We start from the raw sequence: 24,520 nt of genomic DNA, 5'->3' as shown, positions 1-24,520 counted from the left end.
CGGCTCAGCCGGTCCGCGGCCGTATGCGCCGACCGGCCGGTAAGATGCGGGCATGATGGAGGTCGCCCCCGCGGAGGCGTTTCGCAGTGGTCGGGGCGAGCCGATCCTGTTGCTGCACGGGGTGATGCTCAACTGGCAGTCGTGGGGCGCGGTCCTCGACGACCTCGCCCGCGACCACGAGGTGCTGGCCCCGACCCTGCCCGGCCACTGGGGTGGCCCCGACGCGCCCGAGCACGTGACGATCGCCGCACTCACAGACCACCTGTGTGCGCTGCTCGATCGAAACAACTGGGCCACGGCGCATCTGGTGGGCAACTCGCTGGGCGCCTGGCTGTCGCTGGAACTCGCGGCGCGCGGGCGGGCACGGTCGGTGACCGCCATCGCGCCCGCCGGCATGTGGCGCCCGCCGTCCAGCGCGCCCACCGAACTGATCCGCCGCTACCGCGCCTACGCCCCGATGCTGGGCGTCGGATCCGACGGCGCACTCGCCTCGCCGATGCTGCGCAGCGTCGTCACCCCGCTGCTGTGCCACGACCCGTCCCGGGTGCCGGCCCGGCTGGCGATGGCGGTGACGGCCGCGTTCGCGCACTCCGAGGTGCTCGGCGATCTGCTGGGCAACGATCCGGCTGTCGCGGCGGGATTCGACGGACTGGACGACATCTCGGTGCCGGTGACCGTGCTGCGCTGCGAGCACGATCGGGTGCTGCCCGCCCGCACCATCACGGTGCCGCCCGACACCGCCCTGCTGCGGACCGAAATCCTTTCCGGCGTAGGGCATGTGCCGATGATGGAGGCGCCGGAGCTGGTCGCCGGGCACATCCGCGACAATATCGCCAAGGCTGCGGCGGGGCAGGCACCGGCCTGACTCCGGGGGGTCGGCAGCTGTGCGTCCGCACCCGCCGAGGGGATCGGGGCCGTTACGACAGTGCCCGCGTCGAGGCTGGCCGTGAACCGAAAGTTGTCCTGCGGCAGGACGACACATGTGGTGGCCGCCGCGTCGGGCGGCTTCTCGGCCGATCGTCAGGCCGCGGTGTAGGTGGTGGTCACGTCCAGTGTGTCGTTGTGCAATGTGACGTGGGTCAGCTCCGGGAGCTTCGGTTCGATCTGTTCGAACAGCCAGCGCGTCACGTACTCGAAAGTCGGTGTCGCGTCGAAGATCTCGGTCCAGGTCTGGGCCTCCAGCCGGTCGGCGTACTCGTCGAGTAGCTGATCGGCGGTCTCGGCACCGAGAAACCGCTGGTCCCGGTCGAGCCGGTCGTCGCCGAAGGCGAAACCCAACCGCATCGTGACCGCGCACCGCACCACGGGAACCCGCCCGTCGGTGCCGCGCACAGTCGACGGCAAACCCTGCACGGCGTCGAAGCGCCGGCTCATCTCCACGCTGAACACCGCACAACTTTAGGAGAACCGTTGTCGCAATGCAGAACTCGGTACCCATGACTCGAGACCGGTTGTGCTCCAACCGCAGCCGGTCATCGTGTCACGTGTGGGTCAGTCGCGGTTCTGGCGGCGCAGTATCTCGTTCACGCTGACCGTGCGGTTGGAGTTACCGCTGTGCCGGCCCGGCTCACCGGCGGAGTCCGTGCGCCGCCGGGCATTTCGCAGATCGGCCATCCAGCGTTCGATGCTGGATCGGCCCGGATCCGCGGTGCCGGTCTCCTCCGGGTGACCGGGTTCCGGCTCGGCCGGTGCGTCCGGAGTTTCCGGTTCGGGCTGGGGCTGGGGAGCCTGCTCCATAGGCGGCTGCTCCTGCGCCTGCTGCTCCTGCTGCTCCTGCGGCGTCTGCTGCGCCTGCTGGTCCGGCTGGGGACGCCGCATCGGCAGCACCGAAGGAGCCTGCGGCATCGACGGTGCCTGCTGGACCGGCGGTTCCGGTGCGGTCGGTGTGGCGGCGGACGACGGGAACGAGACCGTCGGCGCCGGTGCGACCGTCGGCTCGGACTGCGGAACAGCCTGCGCGGCAACCGTATCCGCTTCGTGCGGGTGCAGTGCCTGAGCTCGTTCGGCCGGGTGCGGTGCGACCTTCGCGGTCTTCAACGGCACCGGTCGCAGTGTGGCACCGGCCGGCGGCGTCAGGTCCAGCGCGGTCGGAACCGCCACCGGCCCGGTCGGCCCGCTCGCCGGGGTGCTGATCGTCGGCGTCGGCGGAGTCAGCTCGTTCGGCACCTGCGGCACCGGAACCGTATGCGCCGCATTGGCATCCGCGCGCGCCTCGGTGGGGATCGGCACGCCGGGCGGCAGGATCCGGGAGGTGGCGGCGGTGCGCTGCGCGGGCCGCGGCAGCGGCTCGGACGGTGGCTCGTCGAACGGGATCGGCGGGATCGGGGCGATCGGTGCCGCGAGGTCGCCGGCCGACCGCAGCGGCGGATATCCGGTCGACACCTCCGGCGATCCGGCGGGCGACGGGTAACCGGCCTGCGCGTCGCCCGCGCGGACGGTGGGCGGCGGGTATCCAGTCGGCGAACCAGACAGGTTGGGGGACAGCGGGTGTCCGGCCGATTCCGGCTGAGCCGGCGGATATCCGGTCGAGGACTTCGGTGCGCTGAAAGCCGACGGGTAGCCGCCTGCGGATTCCGGCTGGGCCGACGGGTATCCGCCCGAGGCCTCCGGTGCGCTGAACACCGGCGGGTAGCCGCCTGCGGATTCCGGCTGAGCAGGTGGGTACCCGTCCGAGGATTCCGGCGCGCTGTAGGCCAACGGGTATCCGCCTGATACTTCCGGCGGGTTGGTCGGCGACTGCGGGTACCCGGTGAACGACTCCGACGGGTTACCGGGCGCCTGCGGGTATTCGGCGAATGCGTCCGAGGATGTCCCCGGGGCCTGCGGGTATCCAGCGGCCGTTTCGGTCGAGTTGCGCTGCGGCAGTGGGTAGCCGGAGAACGCTTCGGAAGCGTTGCCAGCCGACTGGGCGTATCCGTCGACCGCTTCGGGAGCGTTGCCGGACGACACCGGCCGGACACCGCCTGCGGATTCGGTCGAGTTGCCGTGCGGCAGTGCGTGTCCGGTGCCGGCCTCGGGAGCGTTGCCCGGCGACTGCAGGTACCCACCGGGTGCTTCCGGCGAGTTGCCTTGTTGCAGTGAGTATCCGGCCGATGCACCGGGAGCGTTGTCCGGCGCCTGCGAGTACCCGCTACCCGTCTCGGGCGAATTACCCGGCACCGGAGGGTATCCACCGGCTGCTTCGGGCGAGTTTCCGGAGGACTGGGGGTATCCACCAGTCGCTTCGGGTGAGTTGCGGTGCGGCAGAGCGTATCCACCATTGGCGTCGGACGAGTTGCGGTGCGGCAGAGCGTATCCACCATTGGCGTCGGACGAGTTGCGGTGCGGCAGTGCGTATCCAGTGGCTGTCTCCGGCGAGTTGCCGCGCGCCTGCGGGTAGTCGTCAGCCGCTTCGGGCCGGTTACCGGGCGACTGCGGGTAACCACCGCCCGTCTCCGGCGAGTTGCCCTGCGACGGTCCGTAGCCGTCGGCATTGCCCGGCGAGCCGCCGAGCGGCGGTGCGTAGCCATCGGCCGTGCCCGGCGAGGTGCCGAGCGGTGCGTAACCGGCGGAGGATTCCGTCGAATTGCCCGGCGCCGACGGATATCCGATCGGTCCCTCCGGCGGATCGGCGGGCGACTGCGGGTAGCCCGTCGACGAGTCCGGTGAGCTGAGCGGCGGGAATCCGGCCGACGACTCCGGTTCGACCGCAGGCGGCTGGAACGGCGTAACCGGTTGCGGCGCGGGCGGAGTCGGCTTCGGGATCGCGCCGAACCCGACCGTCGGCGCCTCACTGCCCCGGAAGCCGCGGCGCTTGAGCTTGCGGGCCGGTTTGGCGGGGGTGCCGTCCTTCAGCACCGGCATGATCATGGTCACCGGGTCGGTGACCGGCGTGGCCTTCACCAGGTCGACCACCTCGCCGCGACCCGGACGCTCGTCGGTGAGCACCGGTTCGGCCAGGCCCACGCGGGACTGCACCACCTTCATCCAGTGCGGCGCCCACCAGCAGTCGTCACCGAGCAGCTTCATGGTCGCGGGCACCAGCAGCATGCGGAGCACGGTGGCGTCGATGAACAGCGCGGCCATCATGCCGTAGGCGATGTACTGCATCATCACCAGATCGGAGAACGCGAACGCGCCCACCACCACCAGCAGGATCAGCGCGGCCGCGGTGATGATGCGGCCGGTCTGCGCGGTACCCGAGCGCACCGCTTCCGTGGTCGACGCACCCTGGGTACGGGCCTCCACCATGCGCGACAGCAGGAAGACCTCGTAGTCGGTGGACAGGCCGAAGATCACCGACATGATCAGCACCAGGACCGGCGCCATGATCGGTTGCGGGGTGAAGTTCAGGATCGAGGCACCGTGACCGTCGATGAAGATCCAGGTCAGGATGCCCAGGGTCGAGCCGAGTCCGAGCGCACTCATGAGCGCCGCCTTCAGCGGCAGCACCACCGATCCGAAGCTGAGGAACATCAGCACCGCGGAGATGATGACCGCCAGCGCGATCATCAGCGGCATCAGCCCGGTCAGGGCGTCCATGCTGTCCTTCATCAGGGCAGCCTGGCCGGTGACCATCAGTTTCACGTCGCCCGGAGTGTCGATCGAGCGCAGATAGGCGATGGTCTCGTCGTGATCGCCGTCGGCGAGCGGCGTCTCGATGGTGTAGACGTTCGAGCCCTTGGGCGGCGGCGTGACCGTGCCGGAGGTGAACTTGGCCTGCAGGCCGGGGGCGGCGTCGGCCTTGCGGAGAAGGCCGCCGATCTCCTTGGAGTTGTCGGTGACGATCACCAGCTTGACGGTGTCGGAACGCTTGCCCGGGAACAGCCGGTCGAACTTCTCCTGGGCGACTCGGGTCGGATTGTCCGGCGGCAGATAGCTTTCGCTGATCCCGCCGAACTTCAAGTGCTGCACCGGGATGATCAACAGCAGCAACAGGATGCAGATCGGGATGGCGATCTTCAACGGGTGCTTCATCACCCACGCGGTGCTGCGGCCCCAGTAGCTGTTCTCGATCTCGTCGGCCGTCTTCGTCTTGCGAATGAACTTGAGGCTCAGCATGTCCACGCGCGGGCCCAGCATCGCCAGGATGCACGGCAGCACGGTCAGCGAGGTCAGCGCGGCCAGCGCGACCGTCGACATGGTGCCGTACGCGACGGACTTCAGGAACCCCTGCGGGAAGATCAGCATCGCGGTACTGCCGGCCACGATCATGATCGCGGAGAAGGTGACCGTCCGTCCGGCGGTCATGATGGACCGCTTCACCGCCAGGCCGGGCGGGTAGCCCTCGGCCATCTCCTCGCGGAAGCGGCTCACGATGAACAAGCCGTAGTCGATCGCCAGACCGAGGCCGATCATCGACACCACGGCACCGACGAACGAGTTCACCTCGGTGAAATTCGTGAAGATACGGATGATGCCGTTCGAGGCCAGCACGGTGAGCACACCGGTGATCAGCGGCAGCAACGCCGCCACCACACCACCGAAGATGAAGAACAGCAGGACCGCGACGGCGGGGATGGCCAGCATCTCCATCCGCTTCTGGTCCGAGGCGATGGTGTCGTTCAAGGTGCCCGACACCGCCTGCATGCCGGCGACCTCGGTCTTGATTCCGGGGACGGTGAAGTCGTCCTTCACCGCGCGGAAGTTGTTCACACCTTCGGTGTCGTTCTCACCGGCGATCATCACCGCCGCGAACGCGACCGTGCCGTCTTGGCTGATCAGCCCGGTCCGCACCGTTTGCGCCTTGGGGTCGTCGAGGCGGAACGGCGACGCATAGATCCCGGAGATCTGCGGGTGGTCCTTGGGCAGCGCGTTGAGGCTGTCGGTGATCTTCTGGTTCCACTCCGGCGGCGCCGTATCGAACGTCGTACCGGGCGGGGTGGTGTACATGACGATCACATCGCCCTTGTGATCCCGGCCGAAGGTGGAGTCGGCGAGCTGCGAGGCCTGCGAGGACTCGGCGTTGGGATCGAACCATCCGCTGGAGCTGAGGTGGTTCTCCACCCCGAATCCGTACCCGCCCAAGGCGAGCAGACCGGCCACCGTTATGCCGAGTACTGCGTAACGGAACCGGTAGACCAGATCGCCCCAGCGGGTGAACACTTAACAGACTCCTTCGACGGAGCGGGACGTGAGCGCCCCGGCTGGCGGCTCCGACTCTCCGCGCAGCAATGCCACTGCGACGCGCGAGAATTCGGCCCCGCCGAGGGTGCCCGACGGGCACCGCTGTAAGCAGGGCGCGGAGGCCGTGAGCATCTACGCGACTCCTTGCGCGGGGCGGGAGGTGAGCAGGGCGGACAGCGGTCGGAACGGCTGCAGCCAGGCACCCTCGTCGGGCAGCGACTCGAGGCTCACTCGCGGCAGTGGTTCGCGGAACACACTCGGAATGTCCTCGAGGTCGATGAATTCGAGGATATCGGAAGTCACCGCCCAGCTCGCGTGCTCGCGGAATCCCAGTACCTGGACCGGAACTCCGGTGGCCGCGATCTCCTCGAGCGGTTCCCGGAACGCTTGGCCGTCGGCGGAGGCGACCATGATTCCGGCCAGTCCCGCTCCGCGACGGCGCATTTCGATGTGCGCGAGCATGTCGGAGTCGACGTCGGAATCCTCGTCGATCTTGGGCTTGGCGAACACCGCGTATCCGACGTTGCGCAGCGCTTCGACCCACGGTCGGACCACGTCGGCGGTGCCGGGCGCGATATTGGTGAAGACCGTCGCCTCGGCCTCCACCCGGGTGGGGGAGCCCACACTCAGTTCGGCGGTGCGGGCGAGCAGCCAGCGACCCAGCGCGTCGAACCGCGGCCGGTACGCGGCGGTCGGGCGGCCGCCCAGGATGGCACCCAGGCCCATGTCCAGGTTGGGCGCGTCCCACACCAGCAACACCCGCCGGACGTCGGGCCCTCCCGCCAGCCCGGGAACCATGCCGATCCCGGACCCGCGGCGGGGTGCGCCGTGGACGATGTCGCTGACGTCGATGACCTCGGAAGTCAGTTCGTTCACGACTCGATCTTCCCCCAGACGAGCTCGGTAATCGCGCTGCCCGCGACGTGCGCCCTGCCCTCGAATTTGGTCACCGGTCGTTCCACACTGATCGGCGCGTGCTTGCGCAGCAGCTCCTCGCTGCCGCCGGCGTGTGGGCTCAGGCCGGTGAACAGGGGTTCGCCCGCGCCCACCTCGGCGATCCACTCGGCGTAGTCGGCGTGGTCGGTGGCCACGTGCAGGATGCCGCCGGGCCGCAGCCGGTTCGCGATCAGCGCCGCGGTCGCGGGCTGGATCAGCCGGCGCTTGTGGTGGCGGGCCTTGGGCCACGGGTCCGGGAAGAACACTCGCACACCGGTCAGGGAACCGGGCGCGATCATGTGCTCGAGTACGTCGACGGCGTCACCGCGCAAGAGACGAATATTGTCGATCCCCTCGTTCTCCATGCGCTGCACCAGCACCGCCATGCCCGGCCGGTAGACCTCGATCCCGATCAGGTTGAACTCGGGCTCGGCCTGCGCCATGGCCGCGGTCGCGATCCCGGTGCCGACGCCGATCTCCACGACCAGCGGCGCTTCCCGACCGAACCAAGCGGTCGCGTCCAGCGGGTCGTCGGAGACGTTCCCGCCGATTCGCGGCCACATCCGCTCCCACGCGGCCTGCCGAGCGGGCGACACCGCGCCCGACCGCTGCCGGAAGCTCGTGACCCGGGGATAGATGCGGGACCGGCCGTCGGGGCGCGCACCGGTGGCGGGGCGCCCCGTCCCGGCGGTGGTGTCGGGCGTGGCGTGGTTCGGGGCGTCGTTCACACCCTTCATTGTCCAGTACTCCGCGAGCAACCCGGCAATCGACCGCGAGTAGCGGCTGTGCCCTCGCTCACGCGACCAGGCGCAGTCTCCGGGCCGGCGCCGCCGTCATCGGCCGGCGCAGCGGCCGGCCGATGACGATACGTATTGCGGTAGTGGCCAATTCGACGTAACCGAGCCAGTTGCGCGGATCCAGGACCACCGCCGTGGAGTGGGTACCCGTGTCCTCGACCGGTTTGCCGGCCACTCGGTCGGCGAGCCAGTCCAGGGTGAGCGGCACCGACAGCGGCAGCAGGGACAGATGCTCGCTGGCCCGGTCGCACAGGTAGGTGACCTCGGCACCGGCCCGCCGGTACCGGTCCACCTGGCCGTCGACCGCGGTCGTCGCGATCACCTGGTCCCGCTGCGGCTGGATCACCAGGACCGGGCAGTCCGGTGCGGTGGCTCCGGGCCGGAGATCGTCGAAGACGGCCCGGATGCCCGGATCGGTCAGCACCTCCCGGACCGGGCGGCGCAGGTTGTCGCCGAAGTCGTGGTCGCGCAGCCGGCGCACGGCCTGGAAGGGTGTGAGACGACTCGCGTAGTCGATGATCTGTCGGCCCGCCGGTGTCATCTCGGTGTCGACAACCCGGGCGAAGGCGGGGTAGATGTGCCGCAAGCCCGCGAGGGCAATCGTCGGCAGGCCGGCGAACGGGCCGCCGTTGAGGCGAAGGAACACCTCGACGGGGTCGCCGATCGGCGCGCCGAGCACCGCGCCCACCAGGTCGAGTTCCGGCGCGTATGCGGGCGCCAGCTCGGCCACCCAGGACGCAGCCAACCCACCACCGGAATATCCCCAGGTCGCGATGGGTGCGTTGGCCTCGAGGCCGAGCGGCTTGAACCCCAGCGCCGCCCGGACGCCGTCCAGCGCGACATACCCCGATCCGCGCGGAGCCAGGAAGTGACCGCCCGCGCCCTCGTGATCGGCGACACTCACCACCCAGCCGCGACGCAGGGCCTGCGCGATCAACAGCCATTCGACCTGCGTGATCGAGCCGGGCACCCAGCCGCCGCGCCGCAGCGCATACGACGGTGCGCACTTCTCGTCCACGGCGTCGATCGCGGATTGGAAGGCCAGCACCGGCCGCCGGCCGTCGGGCAGCGCGCCGGCGGCGTCGGGCAGTAGCACCGTGGTCATCGCGATATCGGGTTCGCCGTGCAGGTCGGTGCTGCGATACAGCAACTGCCAGGCCGACACTCGCTGCGGGATCACGCCGAGGAACGCGGTCTCGACCTCCCGGTGGCGCAGCACGGTCCCGGGCGCGTCGGCGGCGAATCCGGCGGGCGGATCGAAGAACGGATCGTCGGAACGGACCAGCGGCCGGTCGGCGCCGAGCGCGATACGTTCGACGACCGCGGTGACATTGCCGGTGGCTTTCGGTGCGGCGGTGACCTTCCCGGCGGCGTTGTCGGTGGCGGTCATGACAACCTCCTTGTTGTCCGGCGCGACCGACTGCTCGTCGCGTGCCTGGCCGTCTTCGGTGTGGCCGTTCGTTCCGGGTTACGGACTCTACCTGCGGTGACAGTCCCCACCGGGGTCGCCGCGCGCCCGATGTCCGATTTATCACCGAAAGTCGCGGGCCGGACTGGCCGGGCACCGCCGACCTGGGCATCGGTCTGACAGAATCCCCGGGGAAGGGGGTGTCGTCCGTGTCCACAACCGCTGCACCCGAGCTGGATCGGCTCGTCGAACGGCTGCGCACCGGCGGTGACCGCGCCCCGGTCGATCAGGTGCTCGCCGCGGTCGCCGCGTGGCGGCGGCCACTGCGGATCCAGGTGACCGGGCGGGCCCGGGCCGGTAAGTCGACGCTGTTGCGGGCGCTGGCCCTGCTGTCCGCCGAGGAGACCCCGCCGGTCGACGAACCGGACGTGCCGGTGCCGGTCCTGGACGCGGACCTGATCGTCTACGTCCTGGGTGGTGCCCTGCGGGACGGGGATCGCGGCGTGCTGGCCACACTGCCCGCCGACCGCACGGTGGTGGTGCTCAACAAGGCCGACGCGGTGGGAACCGGCTGGTCGGAGGTGGTCGCGACCGCCGGCCAGTGCGCCCGCGGCATCGCGATGCCGGTGTTTCCGGTGGTGGCCGACCTCGCGGCCCGCACCCGGGCGGGCATCCCCGACCAGCACGAACTGACCGTCCTGGCCCGGCACACCGCCGCCGCGGATTCGCTCACCCTCACGCCCGAACTGTTCACGGCGGCCACGGCGGGCACCGACGTGGACGACCGGGCCGCGCTGCTGGACCGCTGGGGGCTCTACGGCGTGGCCTGCGCCCTCGCCGCCCTGCGTCACCAGCCGGATCTGGGCCCGCAGAGCCTGCTGCAGGTGCTGCACGCGGGGTCGGGCATCGACGAGTTGTACGCCGAACTGCACACCCGCTACGAGCAGGTCACCGCCCGTCGCGGCGGCGAATTCCTCGACGAGCTGGCCCGGATCGCGGCGCGTGCGGTGTCCGGCGGGGCCCGGGAACTGATCGAGGACTATCTGGCGGGTACCGAAGCGAAGTGGCTGGGACTGTGCGCGGGCCTGGCCCAGCCCGAGGTCCGGCACCTCGGTGCCGGTTATCCCCAGCCGTACCCGGCCGACGCCGACGACGCGCTGACCCGCGCCCGGCGCTGGCGGGCCGTGGTGGCGAGCGATCTGCCGCCCGCCGCGCGGCGGGCCGCGGTCCGGGTGCACAACGGGTATGTCCAGCTGTGGGAACGGATGAGCGGTGCCGGCCTCTGACCCGGTCGCGGAGCTGCCCGCCGAGGCGCGGGCCGTGGTCGGACGCTGGAATCCGCAGGGTCTCGCGCTGCTGCGATCGCTGTCCGACGGCGGGCGGGCCGTACCGGTCGTCGCGTTCGGGCCGTCGGACGCGAACTCGCGGCAATTGCGCGCCGAGCTCGCGCGGTGTGCGCCGCAGGTCACCCTGGTGGATCCGCCGGTACCGCAGCACGAATCGGCTCCCGCGCCGCCGCCGGCGGCCCTGATTCTGTTGGACGCGGGCGGCAGTGTCGGGGCCGCGACCCTGAACCTGGTGGGATGGCTCGCCGCGAATCGGACGCGAATGGTGTTCGCGCTGGACGGGATTCACGCGCATCCACAGTGGCGGACGACACAGGCGGAGGCCGCGGCGGTGCTGGGCCCGGTCGCCGGGGCGGTCCGGATCGTGCCGGTCTCGGCCCGGCTGGCGGCGGCCGCGCGGACCGCGGCTGACGCCACGCTGCTGGACCGGTCCGGGCTGACCGCGCTGCACGCGGCACTGGTCGAGGTCGCGGGCACGGCCGATCGGCAGCCGTCGGTGACCGTCGAGCAGGTGCTGACCGCTACCCGGGTGCGGATCGAGGAACAGGTGCAGGCCCTGCGGTCCGGGACCGAGGAGGCGCGGCTGCGGGAACAGCGCGCGGTGCTGCTCGCGGGCCGCGACGGCGGGCGGGCGCAGGCGATGTCGGCCCTGCGTAATCAGCTGCAACTGGCGCGGGTGGACCTGTTGCACGAGGTCGGGGCCCGCATCCGCGCCTTGCACGCCGCGTCCCGCGCCGAGGTGGAACGCCTGGGCCCGTCCGCGGTCCGGGACTATCCCGGGCAGCTCGAGGCCACGGTGCACACCCTCGCGGCCGAGTTGGACGAGGTCGCGGCCCGCCGCCTGGCCGAGATCGCCCGGGGTCTCACCCCGCCCGATGCCGAACCGGTCGCGCCGCTGGCTGCCCGGATCGACCCGCCGCCCTCGGCGGGGCCCGGACCGGAACCACGGCATCGTGGTGTCGAGGATCATCTGATGGTCGCGCTGGGCGCCTCGGCTGGTTTCGGCCTGGGCCGGCTGGTGGTGGCGCCGCTGGCGCTGGTGCCGACGCTGAACTACGCCAGCATGCCGGTGACCTTGCTCCTGGGCGGTGGTATCGCGTACTGGGTGGTGCGCGCGCGGGGACAGCTCGCCCAGCAGGCGCATCTGCGTCAGTGGGCGGCGGACGCGCTGGTCAATGTGAAGGCCCAGCTGGAACAACGGGTCTCGACCCGGCTGGTCGGAGCGGAGTCCCGGTTCACCGATGACGTCGTCCGCTTGACCACCGCGCGGGCGGTCGCCGACCAGCATCGGCTCGCCGAAGTCGAGTCGCAATTGCGTCAAATGCGCGCCCAGCAGCCCGCCCAGCTCGCCGCATGTGACCGAGATCTCACTGTCGTGGCCGCGGCCCTGACCGACAACGCCGCGCGAATCGCCCGGGGCGTCGAAATGTCATGACACGCCGGTGCCCGGATGGTGCTTCATGGCGTGGCGCACCGCATTACCGCTGATCTCGGGCCCGTAGGTGGCGGGTGACCCCGTTCCGCAGATCGCGTCATACCGCGTTAACCTCTATATCAAAGGAAACCTGGGCGTCCGCTTCGTCCTTGTACGCCGCCCAGCCGGGGCGTGCTGCTGGCAAGGTGGTGCGGGGGTCCGTCGCCACGGTGGCCTCGTTCGGACTCACGCCGCTCGAAGCCGCCTTACTCAGGAGAGTTTTCATGACTTCTGCGACCATTCCTGGTCTTCACGGATCCGATGGCACCGCACCGACCAAGCACGCCGGTCTGCTCGCCTGGGTGCAGGAGGTCGCAGAGCTGACTCAGCCCGACCGCGTCGTCTGGTCCGACGGCTCCGACGCCGAATGGGACAGGCTGACCACGCAACTGGTCGAGGCCGGGACCTTCAAGAAACTCAACGAGTCGAAGAAGCCGAACTCCTTCCTGGCGCTGTCCGACCCGTCCGACGTGGCGCGTGTCGAGTCGCGCACCTACATCTGCTCGCGCAACGAGGCCGACGCCGGCCCCACCAACAACTGGGTCGACCCGGCCGAGATGCGCGCCACCATGACCGAGCTGTACCGCGGCAGCATGAAGGGCCGCACCATGTACGTGGTGCCGTTCTGTATGGGCCCGCTGGGCGCCGAGGACCCGAAGCTGGGCGTCGAGATCACCGACTCCGAGTACGTGGTCGTCTCCATGCGCGTCATGACCCGCGCCGGCACCGCCGCGCTCGAGAAGCTCGGCACCGACAAGCCGTTCGTGAAGGCGCTGCACTCGGTGGGTGCCCCGCTGGCCGAGGGCGAGGCCGACGTGCCGTGGCCCTGCAACGACACCAAGTACATCACCCACTTCCCCGAGGACCGCGAAATCTGGTCCTACGGTTCGGGTTACGGCGGCAACGCGCTGCTGGGCAAGAAGTGCTACTCGCTGCGCATCGCCTCGGCCATGGCGCACGACGAGGGCTGGCTCGCCGAGCACATGCTGATCCTCAAGCTGATCTCGCCCGAGAACAAGAACTACTACATCGCGGCCGCGTTCCCCAGCGCCTGCGGTAAGACCAACCTCGCCATGCTGCAGCCGACCGTTCCGGGCTGGCGCGCGGAGACCCTCGGCGACGACATCGCCTGGATGCGGTTCGGCGCCGACGGCCGCCTGTACGCGGTCAACCCGGAGTTCGGTTTCTTCGGTGTCGCGCCCGGCACCAACCACAGCTCGAACCCGAACGCCATGAAGACCGTCGAGGCCGGCAACACCGTCTACACCAACGTCGCGCTGACCGACGACGGCGACGTGTGGTGGGAGGGCCTCGAGGGCGAGCCCGACCACCTGATCGACTGGAAGGGCAACGACTGGTACCTGCGGGAGACCGAGACGCTGGCCGCTCACCCGAACTCGCGGTACTGCACCCCGATGGCGCAGTGCCCGACCCTGGCCCCGGAGTGGGACGACCCGCAGGGTGTGCCGATCTCGGCGATCCTGTTCGGTGGCCGTCGCAAGACCACCATCCCGCTGGTGACCGAGTCCTTCGACTGGCAGCACGGTGTGTTCATGGGTGCCACCGTGGGCTCCGAGCAGACCGCGGCCGCCGAGGGCAAGGTCGGTACCGTCCGCCGCGACCCGATGGCCATGCTGCCGTTCATGGGCTACCACGTGGGCGACTACCTGGCGCACTGGATCAACCTGGGCAAGAACGCCGACGCCACCAAGCTGCCGAAGATCTTCTACGTCAACTGGTTCCGGCGCGGCGAGGACGGCCGCTTCCTGTGGCCCGGATTCGGCGAGAACTCCCGCGTGCTGGAGTGGGTCGTCAACCGGATCGAGGGCAAGGCCGACGCGGTCGCCACCCCGATCGGTAACGTGCCCACCGCGGGCGACCTGGACCTGGAGGGTCTGGACGTGGTCCTGGCCGACGTCGACGAGGCGCTGAAGGTGGACCTGAACGAGTGGCGCCGCGAGGTCCCGCTGGTCGAGGAGTGGTTCGAGTTCATCGGTGACCGGCTGCCGTCCGGTCTGCGTGACGAGTTCGAGGCTCTGAAGGAGCGTCTGGGCTAGTCCCGGTACTCGTGAACCGCCCGCATCGTCGAATTCGATGATGCGGGCGGTTCGTTTTATCCGGCAGGAATTCCGTTCGGCGGCAACAGTGCTTGGATCGCTCTTTACGAATTGCTTTCCTGGGGAATCGATTGCTCCGACAGTGTTGCGTTCCGGCCGCCACTGCCGCGGGCTGCCGGAGGTTTGCGGGCGGTGCCGGCGGCGGGCCGGCGGGCGGGGATCGTGGCGGCTCCCGGGGTCGACCGGGATCGGGGGCCGCGGGCCGAGTGGGTGCGAGGTTGAACGTAGAACTCCGTTTCGCGCAGCGTAATTCGTTCAAAACGGCCGAAACCCGCCCGGCAGTTCACTTTTCGTGAAACGCACTATTGCGTTGTGGATGCGCGCGGAGCATGCTTATAGCTATCTGCTGGTGTCGCTCGATATTTCATCTGCAATTGCAAGGGGATCCGAGTCATGGCGGTTCATCTGGTCGACCGGTCGCTGATGACCAGCGATCAAACTCTCCATCAAGCCCGCAGCGTGGGCACCGGTGGCTGGGTCGTTTCCTTTCTCCCGGGCCGCACCTTGACTTTGGAGCAGGCCACGGCCGCATTGCAGGCGGCCGAAGCGGTTGCCGCGCTCCGGGCCCTGGCCGGCCGGGTCGGGCTCACCACCCTCGAGGCGGTCGGTCTCGCCACCCAGGAGCCGCCGTGGCCCGGCCGTGCCGAGCGGCGCCGCCGGCGCCTCGAGCGCTAAGTTCCCGCAGCCACGATCACGAACCCGGACGCTCCGATTCGCTTGTGCCGGTGCGGAATATCGGCCAGCCGATCTCGGTGTGCCAGCGATCGCTGTCGGTGGTATCCCGCTGGCCGACCAGGTAGTACTCGCGGATCGGGCCCGGAACGCCCAGCGCGTGCCCAGCGACGTAGGCGGCCAGGGCGCTGTAGGTGCGGTCGACACCGGCCGGTGAACCGAAGTGTGAGATCACGGCGAGCTCGGCGGCGGGAACGACCGCCGATCGGACCCGCCCCACCGGGCGTACGGTACCGGCGCAGGGCACGAAGATCGTCGATTCGCCGCGGTGCTGGGTGAACACCTCGTCGGAGTAGATCCCGCCGGCCGGGCCGGTCGGGGTCAGGCGCTGCGCCGTGAGGGTTGCGTGGAGTTCGCCGAGCGCGCCCTGCAACCAGGCGGGACCATCTTCGGCCGCAACGACATCCGTGATGGCGGCGGCCGTGACCGCGGGCGTCGACCGCTGTTCGACGGTGGGTCCGCCGGGCGCCCGGGTCAACAGGTCGCGGAGCTGGTCGACGGCCTGCCGGGTGCGGTCGAGTTGTTCCTCCAAACGGTCCAGGTGACCGACGATCCGGGTATTGCGTGTGTCGGGGTCGGGCGTGGCCAGTACCGCCCGGATGTCGTCCAGCGGCATGTCCAGGTCCCGGAACCGCCGGACCACCTGCGCGATCGCCAGCTGTTCGGTGCTGTACCGGCGGTATCCCGTGTGCGAGTCGACCGCAGCGGGCACCAGCAGTCCGACCTGGTGGTAGTGGCGGAGGGTCTTCACGGTCAGGTGACTCGCCCGGGAGAAGTCACCGATCGACAGATACGCGGACATCCGCCCATTGTTGCCCCTCCCCCTAGGGGAGAGTTCGCCCTCGGGTTGCCGCTGGACTGTCCACCCACGGGAGCGCCGACTGTGGTGTCAGCGCAAGTAGCGCTGAAACATGCACCTCTGCAAAGGAATCGATAAGTGTCTTATCTGACCACAGTCGACGGAACCGAACTGTTCTATCGCGACTACGGCACCGGCCGCCCGATCGTATTCGTGCACAGCATGCTGATGAGCAGCGACATGTGGCAGCACCAGATGCTGCACCTGGTCGCGCACGGCCATCGAACCGTCGCCTACGACCGCCGGGGACACGGCCGGTCCGACGATCCGGGCACCGGCTACGATTTCGACACTCTCGCCGACGATCTGGCCGCGCTGCTCGACCGGCTCCAGCTCACCGACGTGACGCTGGTCGGCCATTCGATGGGTGGGGGCGAGGTCATCCGTTACCTCACTCGCCACGGCGATCACCGCGTGTCACGGATCGCGCTGGTCGGTGCGACCGCACCGCACCTGAACATCGACCCGCACGCGGCGGAATCGCTGCTCGAACAACTGCGCTGCGGGTACGGACAGTGGGTGAGCGACAATGCGGGCCTGTCCTTCGGCGACGGCCTTCCCGGCTGTGCCGTCCCGCAGCTCGAGCGGGACGCGACGATCCGCGACTGGATGCAGGTGTCGCTGCACGCGGCGGTCGAATGCAGCCGCGCCAACCTGGCCGCCGACTTTCGCGCGGAGGTCCGGCGAATCACCCTCCCGACATTGGTGATCCACGGCGACAACGACGCGTTCGCGCCGCTCGCGGACTGTGGGCGGCGCACCTCGGAGCTGATTCCGCACAGCACACTGACGGTCTACGACAACGCCTCGCACATGCTGCATCTGTCGCACCGTGAACGGCTCAACCGCGATCTGCTCACGTTCGCAGCCGCCTGACCGGTCACAGGCGGCCCACCGCACCGTCTCGCCCGGCGTCGGGGAGCGTCAGGCCTTCGCGGCCACGATCACCAGGTTGCTCACCAGGAATTCCCGCACCACCGGAATCCGGACCAGCCACCACGCCCAGCGCGGGTGGTAACGCGGGAACACCGCGAGCACCGTTGCCCGCGAGCCGATTCCACGGGCCCAGCGCACGCCCTCGCCGGCGCCGACCGCGAACAGTGAGGTGCCGAACCGGTTCTTCGGCTCGCGGCCGTGCTTGCGCCGGTACCGTGCCGCCGCGCGTTCACCGCCCAGGTAGTGCCACGGGCCGGTCTCGTGGCCACCGAACGGGCCCAGCCACACGGTGTAGGAGAAGACCATCAGCCCACCGGGTTTGGTGACCCGCAGCATCTCCTGCGCCATCCGCCAGGGCGTGGCGACGTGCTCGGCCACATTCGACGACAGGCACACGTCGACGGCGTCGTCCCGGAACGGCAGCGCGGTCCCCGAACCGCGCACGGCCGCCGGTACCTGCAGACCCGCCGCGTGCATTTCCGCCGGGTCGGGTTCGACCGGGATGTAGCGGGCCCCGCGCGCGGCGAACTCGTCGGCGAAATAGCCGGGGCCACCGCCCACGTCGAGGACCACCAGCCCGGACAGGTCCCGGCCGGTGTGGTCGGCGTAGAAATCCTCGATCAGCTCGGCGGTGTCGACGGCGATCCCGCCGTAGAAACGGGCCGGGTCGGTCTGTTCGAAGCGGAAGCTGCCCAGTAGCCGCAGGGACCGGCGCAGGGTGGCCCGGCGGGCGAACCGCGGCCGGCGGCCGGGCCGCGGAGCTGCGGCGGAACGGGCGGTCGCGGGCACCGCGCGCCGGAGGTCGTCAGGGGCAAGCATGGCCGACTCAGTCTCGCATCACCGGTTGCCCGGTCGGCGCGGGGGCCTCGAGACCCTGGTCGGCCACGACCGGAACGGGTGGCCCCCCAGCGAGGCCCACTGTGCTCACCGGCGGCCTACTCGGACCGGCCCGATGCAGCTGACAAAGCACCGGTGGCGCAACCGGGCATCCGCCGCCTAGTCTCTTTCGACTGCGGGCGCTGCGGGATCAGCTATACAGAAGGCCTAGTGTGTACCACTGTTCGTCGTCGATCCAGAATTCCGAACCGGGAGATGTGCGCGTGCGCGAAGTGCTGCTGCTGTGCTGGCGCGACAGCGCGCATCCCCAGGGTGGTGGCAGCGAGCGGTATCTGGAGCAGGTCGGCGCTCAGCTGGCGGCCCGCGGCGTGCGGGTCACCCTGCGCACCGCGCGGTATCCGGGTTCGGCGCGCCGGGAGCGGATCGACGGCATCGACATCAGCCGGGCGGGCGGGCGCTACACCGTGTATCCGCGGGCACTGGCCGCGATCCTGGCGGGCCGGTTCGGGTTCGGCCCGCTGCGCGGCGTGCGGCCGGACGCGATCATCGACACCCAGAACGGGATCCCGTTCTTCGCCCAGCTGACCGGCGGGGTGGCGACGGTGGTCCTGGTTCATCACGGGCATCGGGAGCAGTGGCCGGTCGCCGGGCGGCTGGTCGGGCGGATCGGCTGGTGGATCGAATCGCGCCTGTCACCGCGGGTGCACCGCCGCAACCAGTATCTGACGGTGTCGCTGCCCTCGGCCGACGAGCTGGTCACCCTCGGTGTGGACCGGTCGCGGATCGCGGTGGTCCGCAACGGGATCGACCCGGTGCCGGTGGGTGCCGCGGCCGAACGCAGTGACCGGCCCCGGCTGGTGGTGCTGTCCCGACTGGTGCCGCACAAGCAGATCGAGGACGCGCTGGCCGCCGTGGCCGCCTTGCGTGCCGAAATGCCGGGCCTGCATCTGGATGTGATCGGCGGCGGCTGGTGGGCCGGAAACCTGCAGGCGCGCGCCGCCGAACTGGGCATCGCCGACGCGGTCACCTTCCACGGCCACGTCGACGAGGACCGCAAACACGAACTGCTGGCCCGGGCCTGGGTGCATCTGATGCCGTCCCGCAAGGAAGGCTGGGGGCTGGCGGTGATCGAGGCCGGGCAGCACGGCGTACCCACCATCGGCTACCGCAGCTCGCGCGGACTCACCGACTCCATCGTCGACGGCGTCACCGGCGTCCTGGTCGACGACCCGGACCAGCTCGCCACGGCCGCGGGCGAACTGCTCGCGGACGCGGAAGCGCGGCGGGTGATGGGGGCGAAGGCACGGACGCGGGCGGCCGAATTCTCCTGGGTGCATACCGGATTCGGGGTGTATCGGGTGCTGGCGGCGGCTGCGCGGGGGGAGTACACGGCGGGGCTGGTCGCGGCGAACCCGACTGCGAGCGAGCTCGCGAGCTGAGTACCTGCGGCTCGCGGAAAGCGCTGCGGCGCAGGGTGCCATCGGCGTACCCGGCTCGGAGGTCTGCCCGTGGCCGATCAAGATCCGAGTCTGCGGCGCGGCAGGACTGCGGCGAGGCCGATCAATAGCATTGCGGCCCACAGGATGTGAGCGGCGACAACCAGTATTCGGTTGCGGCCGTGGTGCGGTGGCGTGTGGTCTACGGCTTCGGGTACTCGGTACAGCGCGAGATCGTCGTCGGTGTAGACCGGGATCAGTTGTGTCAGTGTGACTGCCGAAGCGCCGAGCGGGCCGGGGGACGTGCGTTCGACCAGTACCCAGCCGACGCCGAGGACGGCCAGCCGGTTCGGTGCGGCGCCGGCCTGCAGGGCTTTCTCGGCGTCCCGGGCCCGGGTCCCCTCGCCTGCCACTGTTCGCCCGCGGACCGGAAGCTCGCCGGTTTGCAGTACATCGCGGGGCAGCAGGCGGGGTGCCGGATCGAGGACGGGAACCCTTCCGCTGAAAGGGAATTCGCGAAACATGCCGCCCGGCAGCACCGCCACATCACCGGGACCGTCCAGCCGGGTCGCTACCGCCGCCCAGCCTGCCGGGTACTGCACCGGGCGCAGGTTTCCGCCTACCCCCCAGGCGATATCGGGCAGGGACAGCAGGATGAGGACCACGAATGCGGTGGTGATCGACAGCGTCGCGTCGAACTGCTCGGTGCGGCGGCGCAGCGCGGCGGCGAGGGCCGCGCAACCGGCGGCGGCGCCCAGCGTGTAGGCCGGTGCGGCCAGGGCGACGAATTTCTGGGTGTCGCGCAACAATCCGGTGCCGGGCACATGGCCGACCAGGAATTCACCGGCCGAAACACCCCAGCCGGTGGCGCCCAGCGCCGGGAGCACGATAGCGGCGGCTGCCAGCGCGAACAGGATGCGGCCGGTTCGGTGCCGGACCGCGGTGGGTAACCCGCAGGCCACCACGGTGAGCAGGATCAGCGTGCCGGCCAGCGCGAACAGTGAAGTCCGTGAACCGGGTACGGCCGAACCGTTCCAGATGCCGCCGAGTCCGGCGAGGCTGCCCACGGTCGCCAGCCCGGGTTCCGCACGGGCCGCGAAGGCCGCGATCCCGGCCGGGTCGGAGGGCCCGGATCCGGCCCCGGACAACGCGGTCGCGATCAGCCACGGCGCCGCGGCGGCGAGCCAGAGAGCCAGTGCCGGAAGCAGATTCCGCCGTCCGATCAGCAGCGCCGCCACCACCGCGGTGAGCAGTGCACCGGTGGGAGTGAGTCCCCCGGCGGCCAGCGCCCCACCGAACACGGCCCAGTCCCGCCGCGTGCCGCCCGCCCGAATCCGCTCGGCCACCAGCACCGTCCACGGCAGCGCCGCATACCCGGTGAGCAAGCTCCAATGGCCCTGCAGCAGCCGTTCGGCCACATACGGATTCCAGATCGCCACGGTCGCCGCGACCAGCTGCGGTCCGGTGGACACCGCCAGTACCGTCCGCGCCAGTGCCGCCGCCCCTGCCCCAGCCGCGCACAGCGACCCCACCAGGATCAGCTTCACCACCAGGCAGCCGTCGACCACCGGCGACAGCACGGCCAGCAACCAGTCCTGCGGCACCGCCCGCGCCGCCGCGTCACCCAGCCCCAGCGCCGAGTCGGTGAGATACGACCGCGGCGTGCTCACCGCGTCCCGCAGCAGGAGACAACCCGGCCCGAGCAGCGGCCCGAGCACCAGCAGCGCGAGCACCAGGCTGTACAGGCCTGGTACCAGCCGCCGCGCACTTCTGCCGCCGTCCGTCACGCCCAGCACCTTAGGTGCTGTCCGATGCGTCCCGTCCGGCGCCTCCACCGTCCCAGCGCGCGGCGGACTCGACCCGCTCGCGCCGGTCCTGATCGGCGAATGCACCGGGATCGCCACCCCGGTGCGACGCACCGCCTGGCAGTATCGAGGCCCGCCCGGCCCGCGGCCGGCGGTTCGTGGACCGAAGAACCCGGCTCAGTTCCAGGCCCGCGCGGCTTCCCACATCGCGACGAACGCTTCGGCGCCGTTCAGCATGTCCTGCTGCAACTGCGGTCCCGCGTCACCGGCGACCTGGACGACGTCGGCGTACCAGTCCGCGTACAGCCCGTACTGGGCGACGCCGTCGGTGTTGAGGTCGAAGGTCCGCTCGCCCATGCGCATTCGATCGAACCGGGTGCCGTTGGGCGCGGTGAACGGGTACGGGAGCGGGTGGGTGGCGGCGTCCAGGCGCGGCGCCGCCTGCGGGCCGAAACCGTTCACGTCCGAGCCGAAACCGTAACCGGCGAGCGCGGATCCGCTCGCACCGCACCGATTCGCTTGCCATTCGGCCACATACGTGGGCCGGTTGCCGCCCTGGCAGCAGGCGGCGTTGGCGTAACCGGCCGCGAATCCGCCCAGGGCCAGGGTGCGTTCTAGCACCGACCGATCCGACCAGCTGTGGGCCGACATCACTCCCGCGTACCCGGCCGCCTCGGCGATATCGAGCACGGCCGTGGCGGTCTTGGCGCTCATGTGGTCGACGTTGATGATCATGCCGCGCCGCATCATTCCCTCGATGAGGTAGCGGCCGAGATCGGTCAGCCCGCGCACGTTGCGGATCGGGCCGGCCGGGTAGACGGGGGCCACGGCGCCGGCGGGGATCTCGCTGTGCCCGCCGGACAGCAGCCGGGCGATCGAGTCGTCGGCCAGCGGCTGGTGGTTGTCGGGCGGGCCGTCGACGGCGGCCTCGACCTCCCACCAGTGCCCCGTCGACAGCAGGTTGCCGACGTTCACCGCGGCACCGTTAAGTCCGGTGTCGAACCGTACGCCGCCGAACGCGTTGTCGAACTTGTGTACCGGGAACAGATTGCAGATCCCGAGCGCGACCATCTCGTCGAGTCCGGCGTCGACGTCGGAGGTCGTGATCCGGGCGACGTCGCCGATCGCGCGGCCGCCGAACAGCTCCGAATTCTCCGTGCCCAGAACGACAGCCAGCTTGCCCTGCGCCGCGATCGACCGGATGTCGGCGGGCGTGCGCGCGATCCGGAACCAGCCCTGGCCGGGTCCACCGTGCAGCGAGTCGATGTAGTCCTGCATGTCGACGATGAACCGGGCCTGTGCGCGGATCTCGTCCATCTCGTCGCACGGCCGGCCGGCGTCGTACAACTCGGTGATCACCCGGTTGCTGACCAGCAGGGTGTTGACGACGCGCAGCCCGGCCCGCCAGGCGCGTTCGATGCCCTGGTAGTAGGCCTGTTCGTGCAGCAGTGTGTTGTGTCGCGGCCACGCGGAGAAGGCCGGCCAGCCGGATGCGTCCGGGGACAGCGGATCGGTGTTCCCGATGATGGCTTCCAGCAGGGAGCCGGGCCGGATTCCGATGTGCGAGTCGCAGGGTGCGAGTGCCGCGCGGATCCCGCCGGGCGCGAACGGTGTCCCGCACCGCATGTCGCCGCCGAAGCCGGCGCATGCCGTGAGGTGGGCGTGCGCGTCGACCATGCCGATGATCCGCCCGGCCGCGTCCAGATTCGGTAGCCGCCCGGCATCGGACACCACCGCGAGGTCGACGTCCGCGATCGTCTCGGCTTCCGCCGCGGGGGCGGTGCCGGTGGCCGGGTCGGCGCCGGAAGTGGCTGCCGCGGTGGTGGTTCCGGTCAGGCCGGCGGCGGCGAGCCCGGCCGCCTTGGCCGTGAACCCGAGCACGGCTCGTCTGGTGTGACGTTGGGTCATCGCATGTTCCCTGGGGTCCCGCCGGGCGCGTCTGCCCGCCCGGACACCTCGCATCAAATCAGACAAGTGACCAATTCGCGGGGCGGTCGCGGGAGGAGACCATCGGGTATGCGTGGGTGCGCGGCTAACCTGGACCGGCGTAACCGGGTAGATCGTCCATGTCGCCGTCGTCGAAAACCGACAGCACCGTGCACCGCCGCCGGATCTCGGCCGGCTCCGAGTCGAACGGAACGGCACCGGAATGGGCGGCGCCGGGCGCGGGAGAATCCGGATCAGGCTGCTCGACCGTGCGTGACATGCGGCGATTGTGCACGGTCGCTCCCGACACGCCGGGCAATGTCCGGTTCCTCCGGGTCGGAGCGTCGCGCGGACGTGCGGGGTACGCGGCGACACCACTGTGACAGCATGGCCGTGTGCCCAGCCTTCGTCGCCCGCCCGTGGTCGCGGATCTGACGTTGGTGACGGCCGGTGCGATGACCGCCAATGTGGCGGGATATCTGCTGCAGCTGGCGGCGGCACGGTGGCTGGGGGCCGCCGGGTACAGCGCGTTCGCGAGCCTGCTGGCCGTCCAGTTGCTGTGCGCGGTACCGGCGCTGGCGCTGCAGAACGTGGTGGCGCGGGAAATGGTGCGCGGTGCGGTGGTCGCCGAGATGCGCGCGCTGGGCCGGCGGTGCGCGCTGTCGGTGACCCTCGTGGCGCTGGTGCTGGTTCCGGTGGTGGCCCTGGTGCTGCAGGTTCCAGGGACGGCGGCGGCCGGCGCGCTCGCCTCGGCGCCGGTGCTGGTACTGCTGTACGCCGAGCAGGGAATCCTGCAGGGCCACAGTCGTTTTCGAGCTCTAGCCGGCGTCCTGGCCGGAGCCGGCGTGGGCCGGGTGATCCCCGCGCTGGCACTGCTGGCCACCGGTGCCGGGACCGGCGCCGCGCTGTGGGGTGCCGCCGCCGGCCTCACCGTGGTCGCGGGGTGCGCCTGGTGGACCGTCGGCCCGGCGCCCGCCCCGGCGGGCGCAACCGGAGACCTTCCGGACCGGCTCGACGGAGTCCCGACCGACCGACCTGACCGAGACCGGCCGGACCAGCTCGACGCTGTTCGGCCGGACCGCCTGGGCACCGTCGACCCGATCGGCGGTATCCGGGCAGACCCGCCCGGCGAAATCCGAACGGGCAGCGGCACGGATCGCCGCGCGGATGTGCTCCCCGCCCGCCTCACCGCCGGCGTCCTCCCGGTCCTGCGTGCCGCACAGGTCCAAGCCGCGTTGATGGCGCTGTCCTCGGCCGACCTGATCGTGGCCCGGGTGGTGCTGAGCGGATCCGACGCCAGCCGGTACGCGCTCGGCGCGGTCGCCGCGAAGATCGCGTTCTGGCTGCCGCAGGCGGTCGGGGTGGTGCTGTATCCGCGGATGGCCCGGCCGCAACACTCCGCCCGGGCGTTGCGTGAGGCGCTGGCGGTGCTGTCCGGAATCGGGGTGGTGGCGGTGCTCGGTGCCGCGCTGGCCGCACCCCTCGCGCCCCTGCTGGCGGGTGGCGACTACCGGCCGGTGCAGGGCCTGCTGTGGTTGTTCGCGCTCGAGGGCGCGCTGCTCGCGGTCCTGCAGGGCGCATTGCTGTCCGCGATCGCCGCCGACCGCACCGCCCCGGCCCTGGTCACCTGGGCCGGGCTCGGCGTAGAGGTGGTCGCGACCCTCGTGCTCGCCCGTTCCATCCTCGCCCTGGCTGTCGTGACGACGATCGTGGTCGCGCTGGTCACCGCCACCGTGGTCGCCATGGTCCTGGCCCGCCCGCACCCGCCCGAGACGGCCGACTGAACCGGAAACGGCTGAGGGGCAC

Annotated in this window: 18 protein-coding genes; 8 read left to right on the top strand and 10 right to left on the bottom strand. The window is 70.5% G+C overall.

Annotated features, from left to right (window positions below; all coding sequences use genetic code 11):
• The first annotated feature begins 52 nt into the window (after positions 1–52).
• The gene (locus tag EBN03_RS05760) at positions 53–865 is read left to right on the top strand and encodes an alpha/beta fold hydrolase (protein WP_122186892.1); all 813 of its coding nucleotides are present in this window, start codon (positions 53–55) and stop codon (positions 863–865) included.
• Positions 866–1,020: 155 nt separating this feature from the next.
• On the opposite strand, the gene EBN03_RS05755 is transcribed toward EBN03_RS05760, so the two are convergent.
• From EBN03_RS05755 to EBN03_RS05735, 5 genes are all read right to left on the bottom strand, one after another.
• A complete protein-coding gene (locus EBN03_RS05755; RefSeq protein ID WP_122186891.1) occupies positions 1,021–1,389 on the bottom strand; it encodes a hypothetical protein in 369 nt (122 codons plus the stop codon).
• A 102-nt stretch (positions 1,390–1,491) separates the two neighbouring features.
• Positions 1,492–6,084, bottom strand: coding sequence for an MMPL family transporter (locus tag EBN03_RS34475; protein WP_199742629.1), 4,593 nt, complete (start codon positions 6,082–6,084; stop codon positions 1,492–1,494).
• Between the two features lie 153 nt (positions 6,085–6,237).
• Positions 6,238–6,903 (bottom strand): NYN domain-containing protein, encoded by a 666-nt coding sequence (locus EBN03_RS05745; RefSeq protein WP_122187313.1) that lies wholly within the window; start codon positions 6,901–6,903, stop codon positions 6,238–6,240.
• A 74-nt stretch (positions 6,904–6,977) separates the two neighbouring features.
• Positions 6,978–7,778, bottom strand: coding sequence for a tRNA (guanosine(46)-N7)-methyltransferase TrmB (gene trmB, locus EBN03_RS05740; protein ID WP_122186890.1), 801 nt, complete (start codon positions 7,776–7,778; stop codon positions 6,978–6,980).
• Between the two features lie 58 nt (positions 7,779–7,836).
• Entirely contained in the window at positions 7,837–9,228 is a 1,392-nt protein-coding gene (locus EBN03_RS05735; protein ID WP_122186889.1) for a lipase family protein, read from the bottom strand.
• Positions 9,229–9,455: 227 nt separating this feature from the next.
• Here EBN03_RS05735 and EBN03_RS05730 point away from each other — a divergent pair, with 227 nt between their 5' ends.
• From EBN03_RS05730 to EBN03_RS05715, 4 genes are all read left to right on the top strand, one after another.
• Positions 9,456–10,532, top strand: coding sequence for a hypothetical protein (locus tag EBN03_RS05730; RefSeq protein WP_233608191.1), 1,077 nt, complete (start codon positions 9,456–9,458; stop codon positions 10,530–10,532).
• On the top strand, positions 10,519–12,027 hold the full coding sequence (locus tag EBN03_RS05725) for a hypothetical protein (protein ID WP_233608190.1): 1,509 nt from the start codon (positions 10,519–10,521) through the stop codon (positions 12,025–12,027). The genes EBN03_RS05730 and EBN03_RS05725 overlap by 14 nt, the downstream gene beginning before the upstream one ends.
• Positions 12,028–12,290: 263 nt before the next feature.
• On the top strand, positions 12,291–14,123 hold the full coding sequence (locus EBN03_RS05720; RefSeq protein WP_122186887.1) for a phosphoenolpyruvate carboxykinase (GTP): 1,833 nt from the start codon (positions 12,291–12,293) through the stop codon (positions 14,121–14,123).
• A 453-nt stretch (positions 14,124–14,576) separates the two neighbouring features.
• Complete coding sequence (locus EBN03_RS05715; protein WP_122186886.1) at positions 14,577–14,858, top strand: hypothetical protein; 282 nt, start codon at positions 14,577–14,579, stop codon at positions 14,856–14,858.
• A 16-nt stretch (positions 14,859–14,874) separates the two neighbouring features.
• Here EBN03_RS05715 and EBN03_RS05710 read toward each other — a convergent pair whose 3' ends face one another.
• Entirely contained in the window at positions 14,875–15,717 is an 843-nt protein-coding gene (locus EBN03_RS05710) for a MerR family transcriptional regulator (protein ID WP_122186885.1), read from the bottom strand.
• A 135-nt stretch (positions 15,718–15,852) separates the two neighbouring features.
• Here EBN03_RS05710 and EBN03_RS05705 point away from each other — a divergent pair, with 135 nt between their 5' ends.
• Positions 15,853–16,650 carry an alpha/beta fold hydrolase gene (locus EBN03_RS05705; RefSeq protein ID WP_122186884.1) on the top strand — a complete coding sequence of 266 codons (798 nt, stop codon included), beginning with the start codon at positions 15,853–15,855 and terminating at the stop codon, positions 16,648–16,650.
• 48 nt (positions 16,651–16,698) lie between these two features.
• Here EBN03_RS05705 and EBN03_RS05700 read toward each other — a convergent pair whose 3' ends face one another.
• A complete protein-coding gene (locus EBN03_RS05700; RefSeq protein ID WP_122186883.1) occupies positions 16,699–17,529 on the bottom strand; it encodes a class I SAM-dependent methyltransferase in 831 nt (276 codons plus the stop codon).
• A gap of 281 nt (positions 17,530–17,810) precedes the next feature.
• Between EBN03_RS05700 and EBN03_RS05695 the strand changes: the two genes are divergently transcribed.
• Positions 17,811–18,986 carry a glycosyltransferase family 4 protein gene (locus EBN03_RS05695; RefSeq protein WP_122187311.1) on the top strand — a complete coding sequence of 392 codons (1,176 nt, stop codon included), beginning with the start codon at positions 17,811–17,813 and terminating at the stop codon, positions 18,984–18,986.
• 77 nt (positions 18,987–19,063) lie between these two features.
• On the opposite strand, the gene EBN03_RS05690 is transcribed toward EBN03_RS05695, so the two are convergent.
• From EBN03_RS05690 to EBN03_RS34030, 3 genes are all read right to left on the bottom strand, one after another.
• A complete protein-coding gene (locus tag EBN03_RS05690; protein WP_199742628.1) occupies positions 19,064–20,770 on the bottom strand; it encodes a hypothetical protein in 1,707 nt (568 codons plus the stop codon).
• A 195-nt stretch (positions 20,771–20,965) separates the two neighbouring features.
• Positions 20,966–22,696, bottom strand: a complete 1,731-nt coding sequence (locus EBN03_RS05680; protein WP_233608189.1) for an amidohydrolase family protein — start codon at positions 22,694–22,696, stop codon at positions 20,966–20,968.
• Between the two features lie 124 nt (positions 22,697–22,820).
• Entirely contained in the window at positions 22,821–22,994 is a 174-nt protein-coding gene (locus EBN03_RS34030) for a hypothetical protein (RefSeq protein WP_158675545.1), read from the bottom strand.
• 115 nt (positions 22,995–23,109) lie between these two features.
• Between EBN03_RS34030 and EBN03_RS05670 the strand changes: the two genes are divergently transcribed.
• Positions 23,110–24,498 carry a polysaccharide biosynthesis protein gene (locus EBN03_RS05670; RefSeq protein WP_122186880.1) on the top strand — a complete coding sequence of 463 codons (1,389 nt, stop codon included), beginning with the start codon at positions 23,110–23,112 and terminating at the stop codon, positions 24,496–24,498.
• Positions 24,499–24,520: the final 22 nt, after the last annotated feature.

Source organism: Nocardia stercoris (assembly GCF_003696265.1).
GTDB classification, from domain to species: domain Bacteria; phylum Actinomycetota; class Actinomycetes; order Mycobacteriales; family Mycobacteriaceae; genus Nocardia; species Nocardia stercoris.
Note: the sequence above shows the minus strand (reverse complement) of the source record. Positions and strands in the feature narration are given on the sequence as shown.

Excerpts from the sequence above, each read along its gene's own strand:
- EBN03_RS05760 (WP_122186892.1), top strand. The coding sequence starts at position 53 with ATGATGGAGGTCGCCCCCGCGGAGGCGTTTCGCAGTGGTCGGGGCGAG.
- EBN03_RS05745 (WP_122187313.1), bottom strand. The coding sequence starts at position 6,903 with ATGGTTCCCGGGCTGGCGGGAGGGCCCGACGTCCGGCGGGTGTTGCTG.
- trmB (WP_122186890.1), bottom strand. The coding sequence starts at position 7,778 with ATGAAGGGTGTGAACGACGCCCCGAACCACGCCACGCCCGACACCACC.
- EBN03_RS05735 (WP_122186889.1), bottom strand. The coding sequence starts at position 9,228 with ATGACCGCCACCGACAACGCCGCCGGGAAGGTCACCGCCGCACCGAAA.
- EBN03_RS05720 (WP_122186887.1), top strand. The coding sequence starts at position 12,291 with ATGACTTCTGCGACCATTCCTGGTCTTCACGGATCCGATGGCACCGCA.
- EBN03_RS05715 (WP_122186886.1), top strand. The coding sequence starts at position 14,577 with ATGGCGGTTCATCTGGTCGACCGGTCGCTGATGACCAGCGATCAAACT.
- EBN03_RS05710 (WP_122186885.1), bottom strand. The coding sequence starts at position 15,717 with ATGTCCGCGTATCTGTCGATCGGTGACTTCTCCCGGGCGAGTCACCTG.
- EBN03_RS05700 (WP_122186883.1), bottom strand. The coding sequence starts at position 17,529 with ATGCTTGCCCCTGACGACCTCCGGCGCGCGGTGCCCGCGACCGCCCGT.
- EBN03_RS05680 (WP_233608189.1), bottom strand. The coding sequence starts at position 22,696 with ATGACCCAACGTCACACCAGACGAGCCGTGCTCGGGTTCACGGCCAAG.
- EBN03_RS34030 (WP_158675545.1), bottom strand. The coding sequence starts at position 22,994 with ATGTCACGCACGGTCGAGCAGCCTGATCCGGATTCTCCCGCGCCCGGC.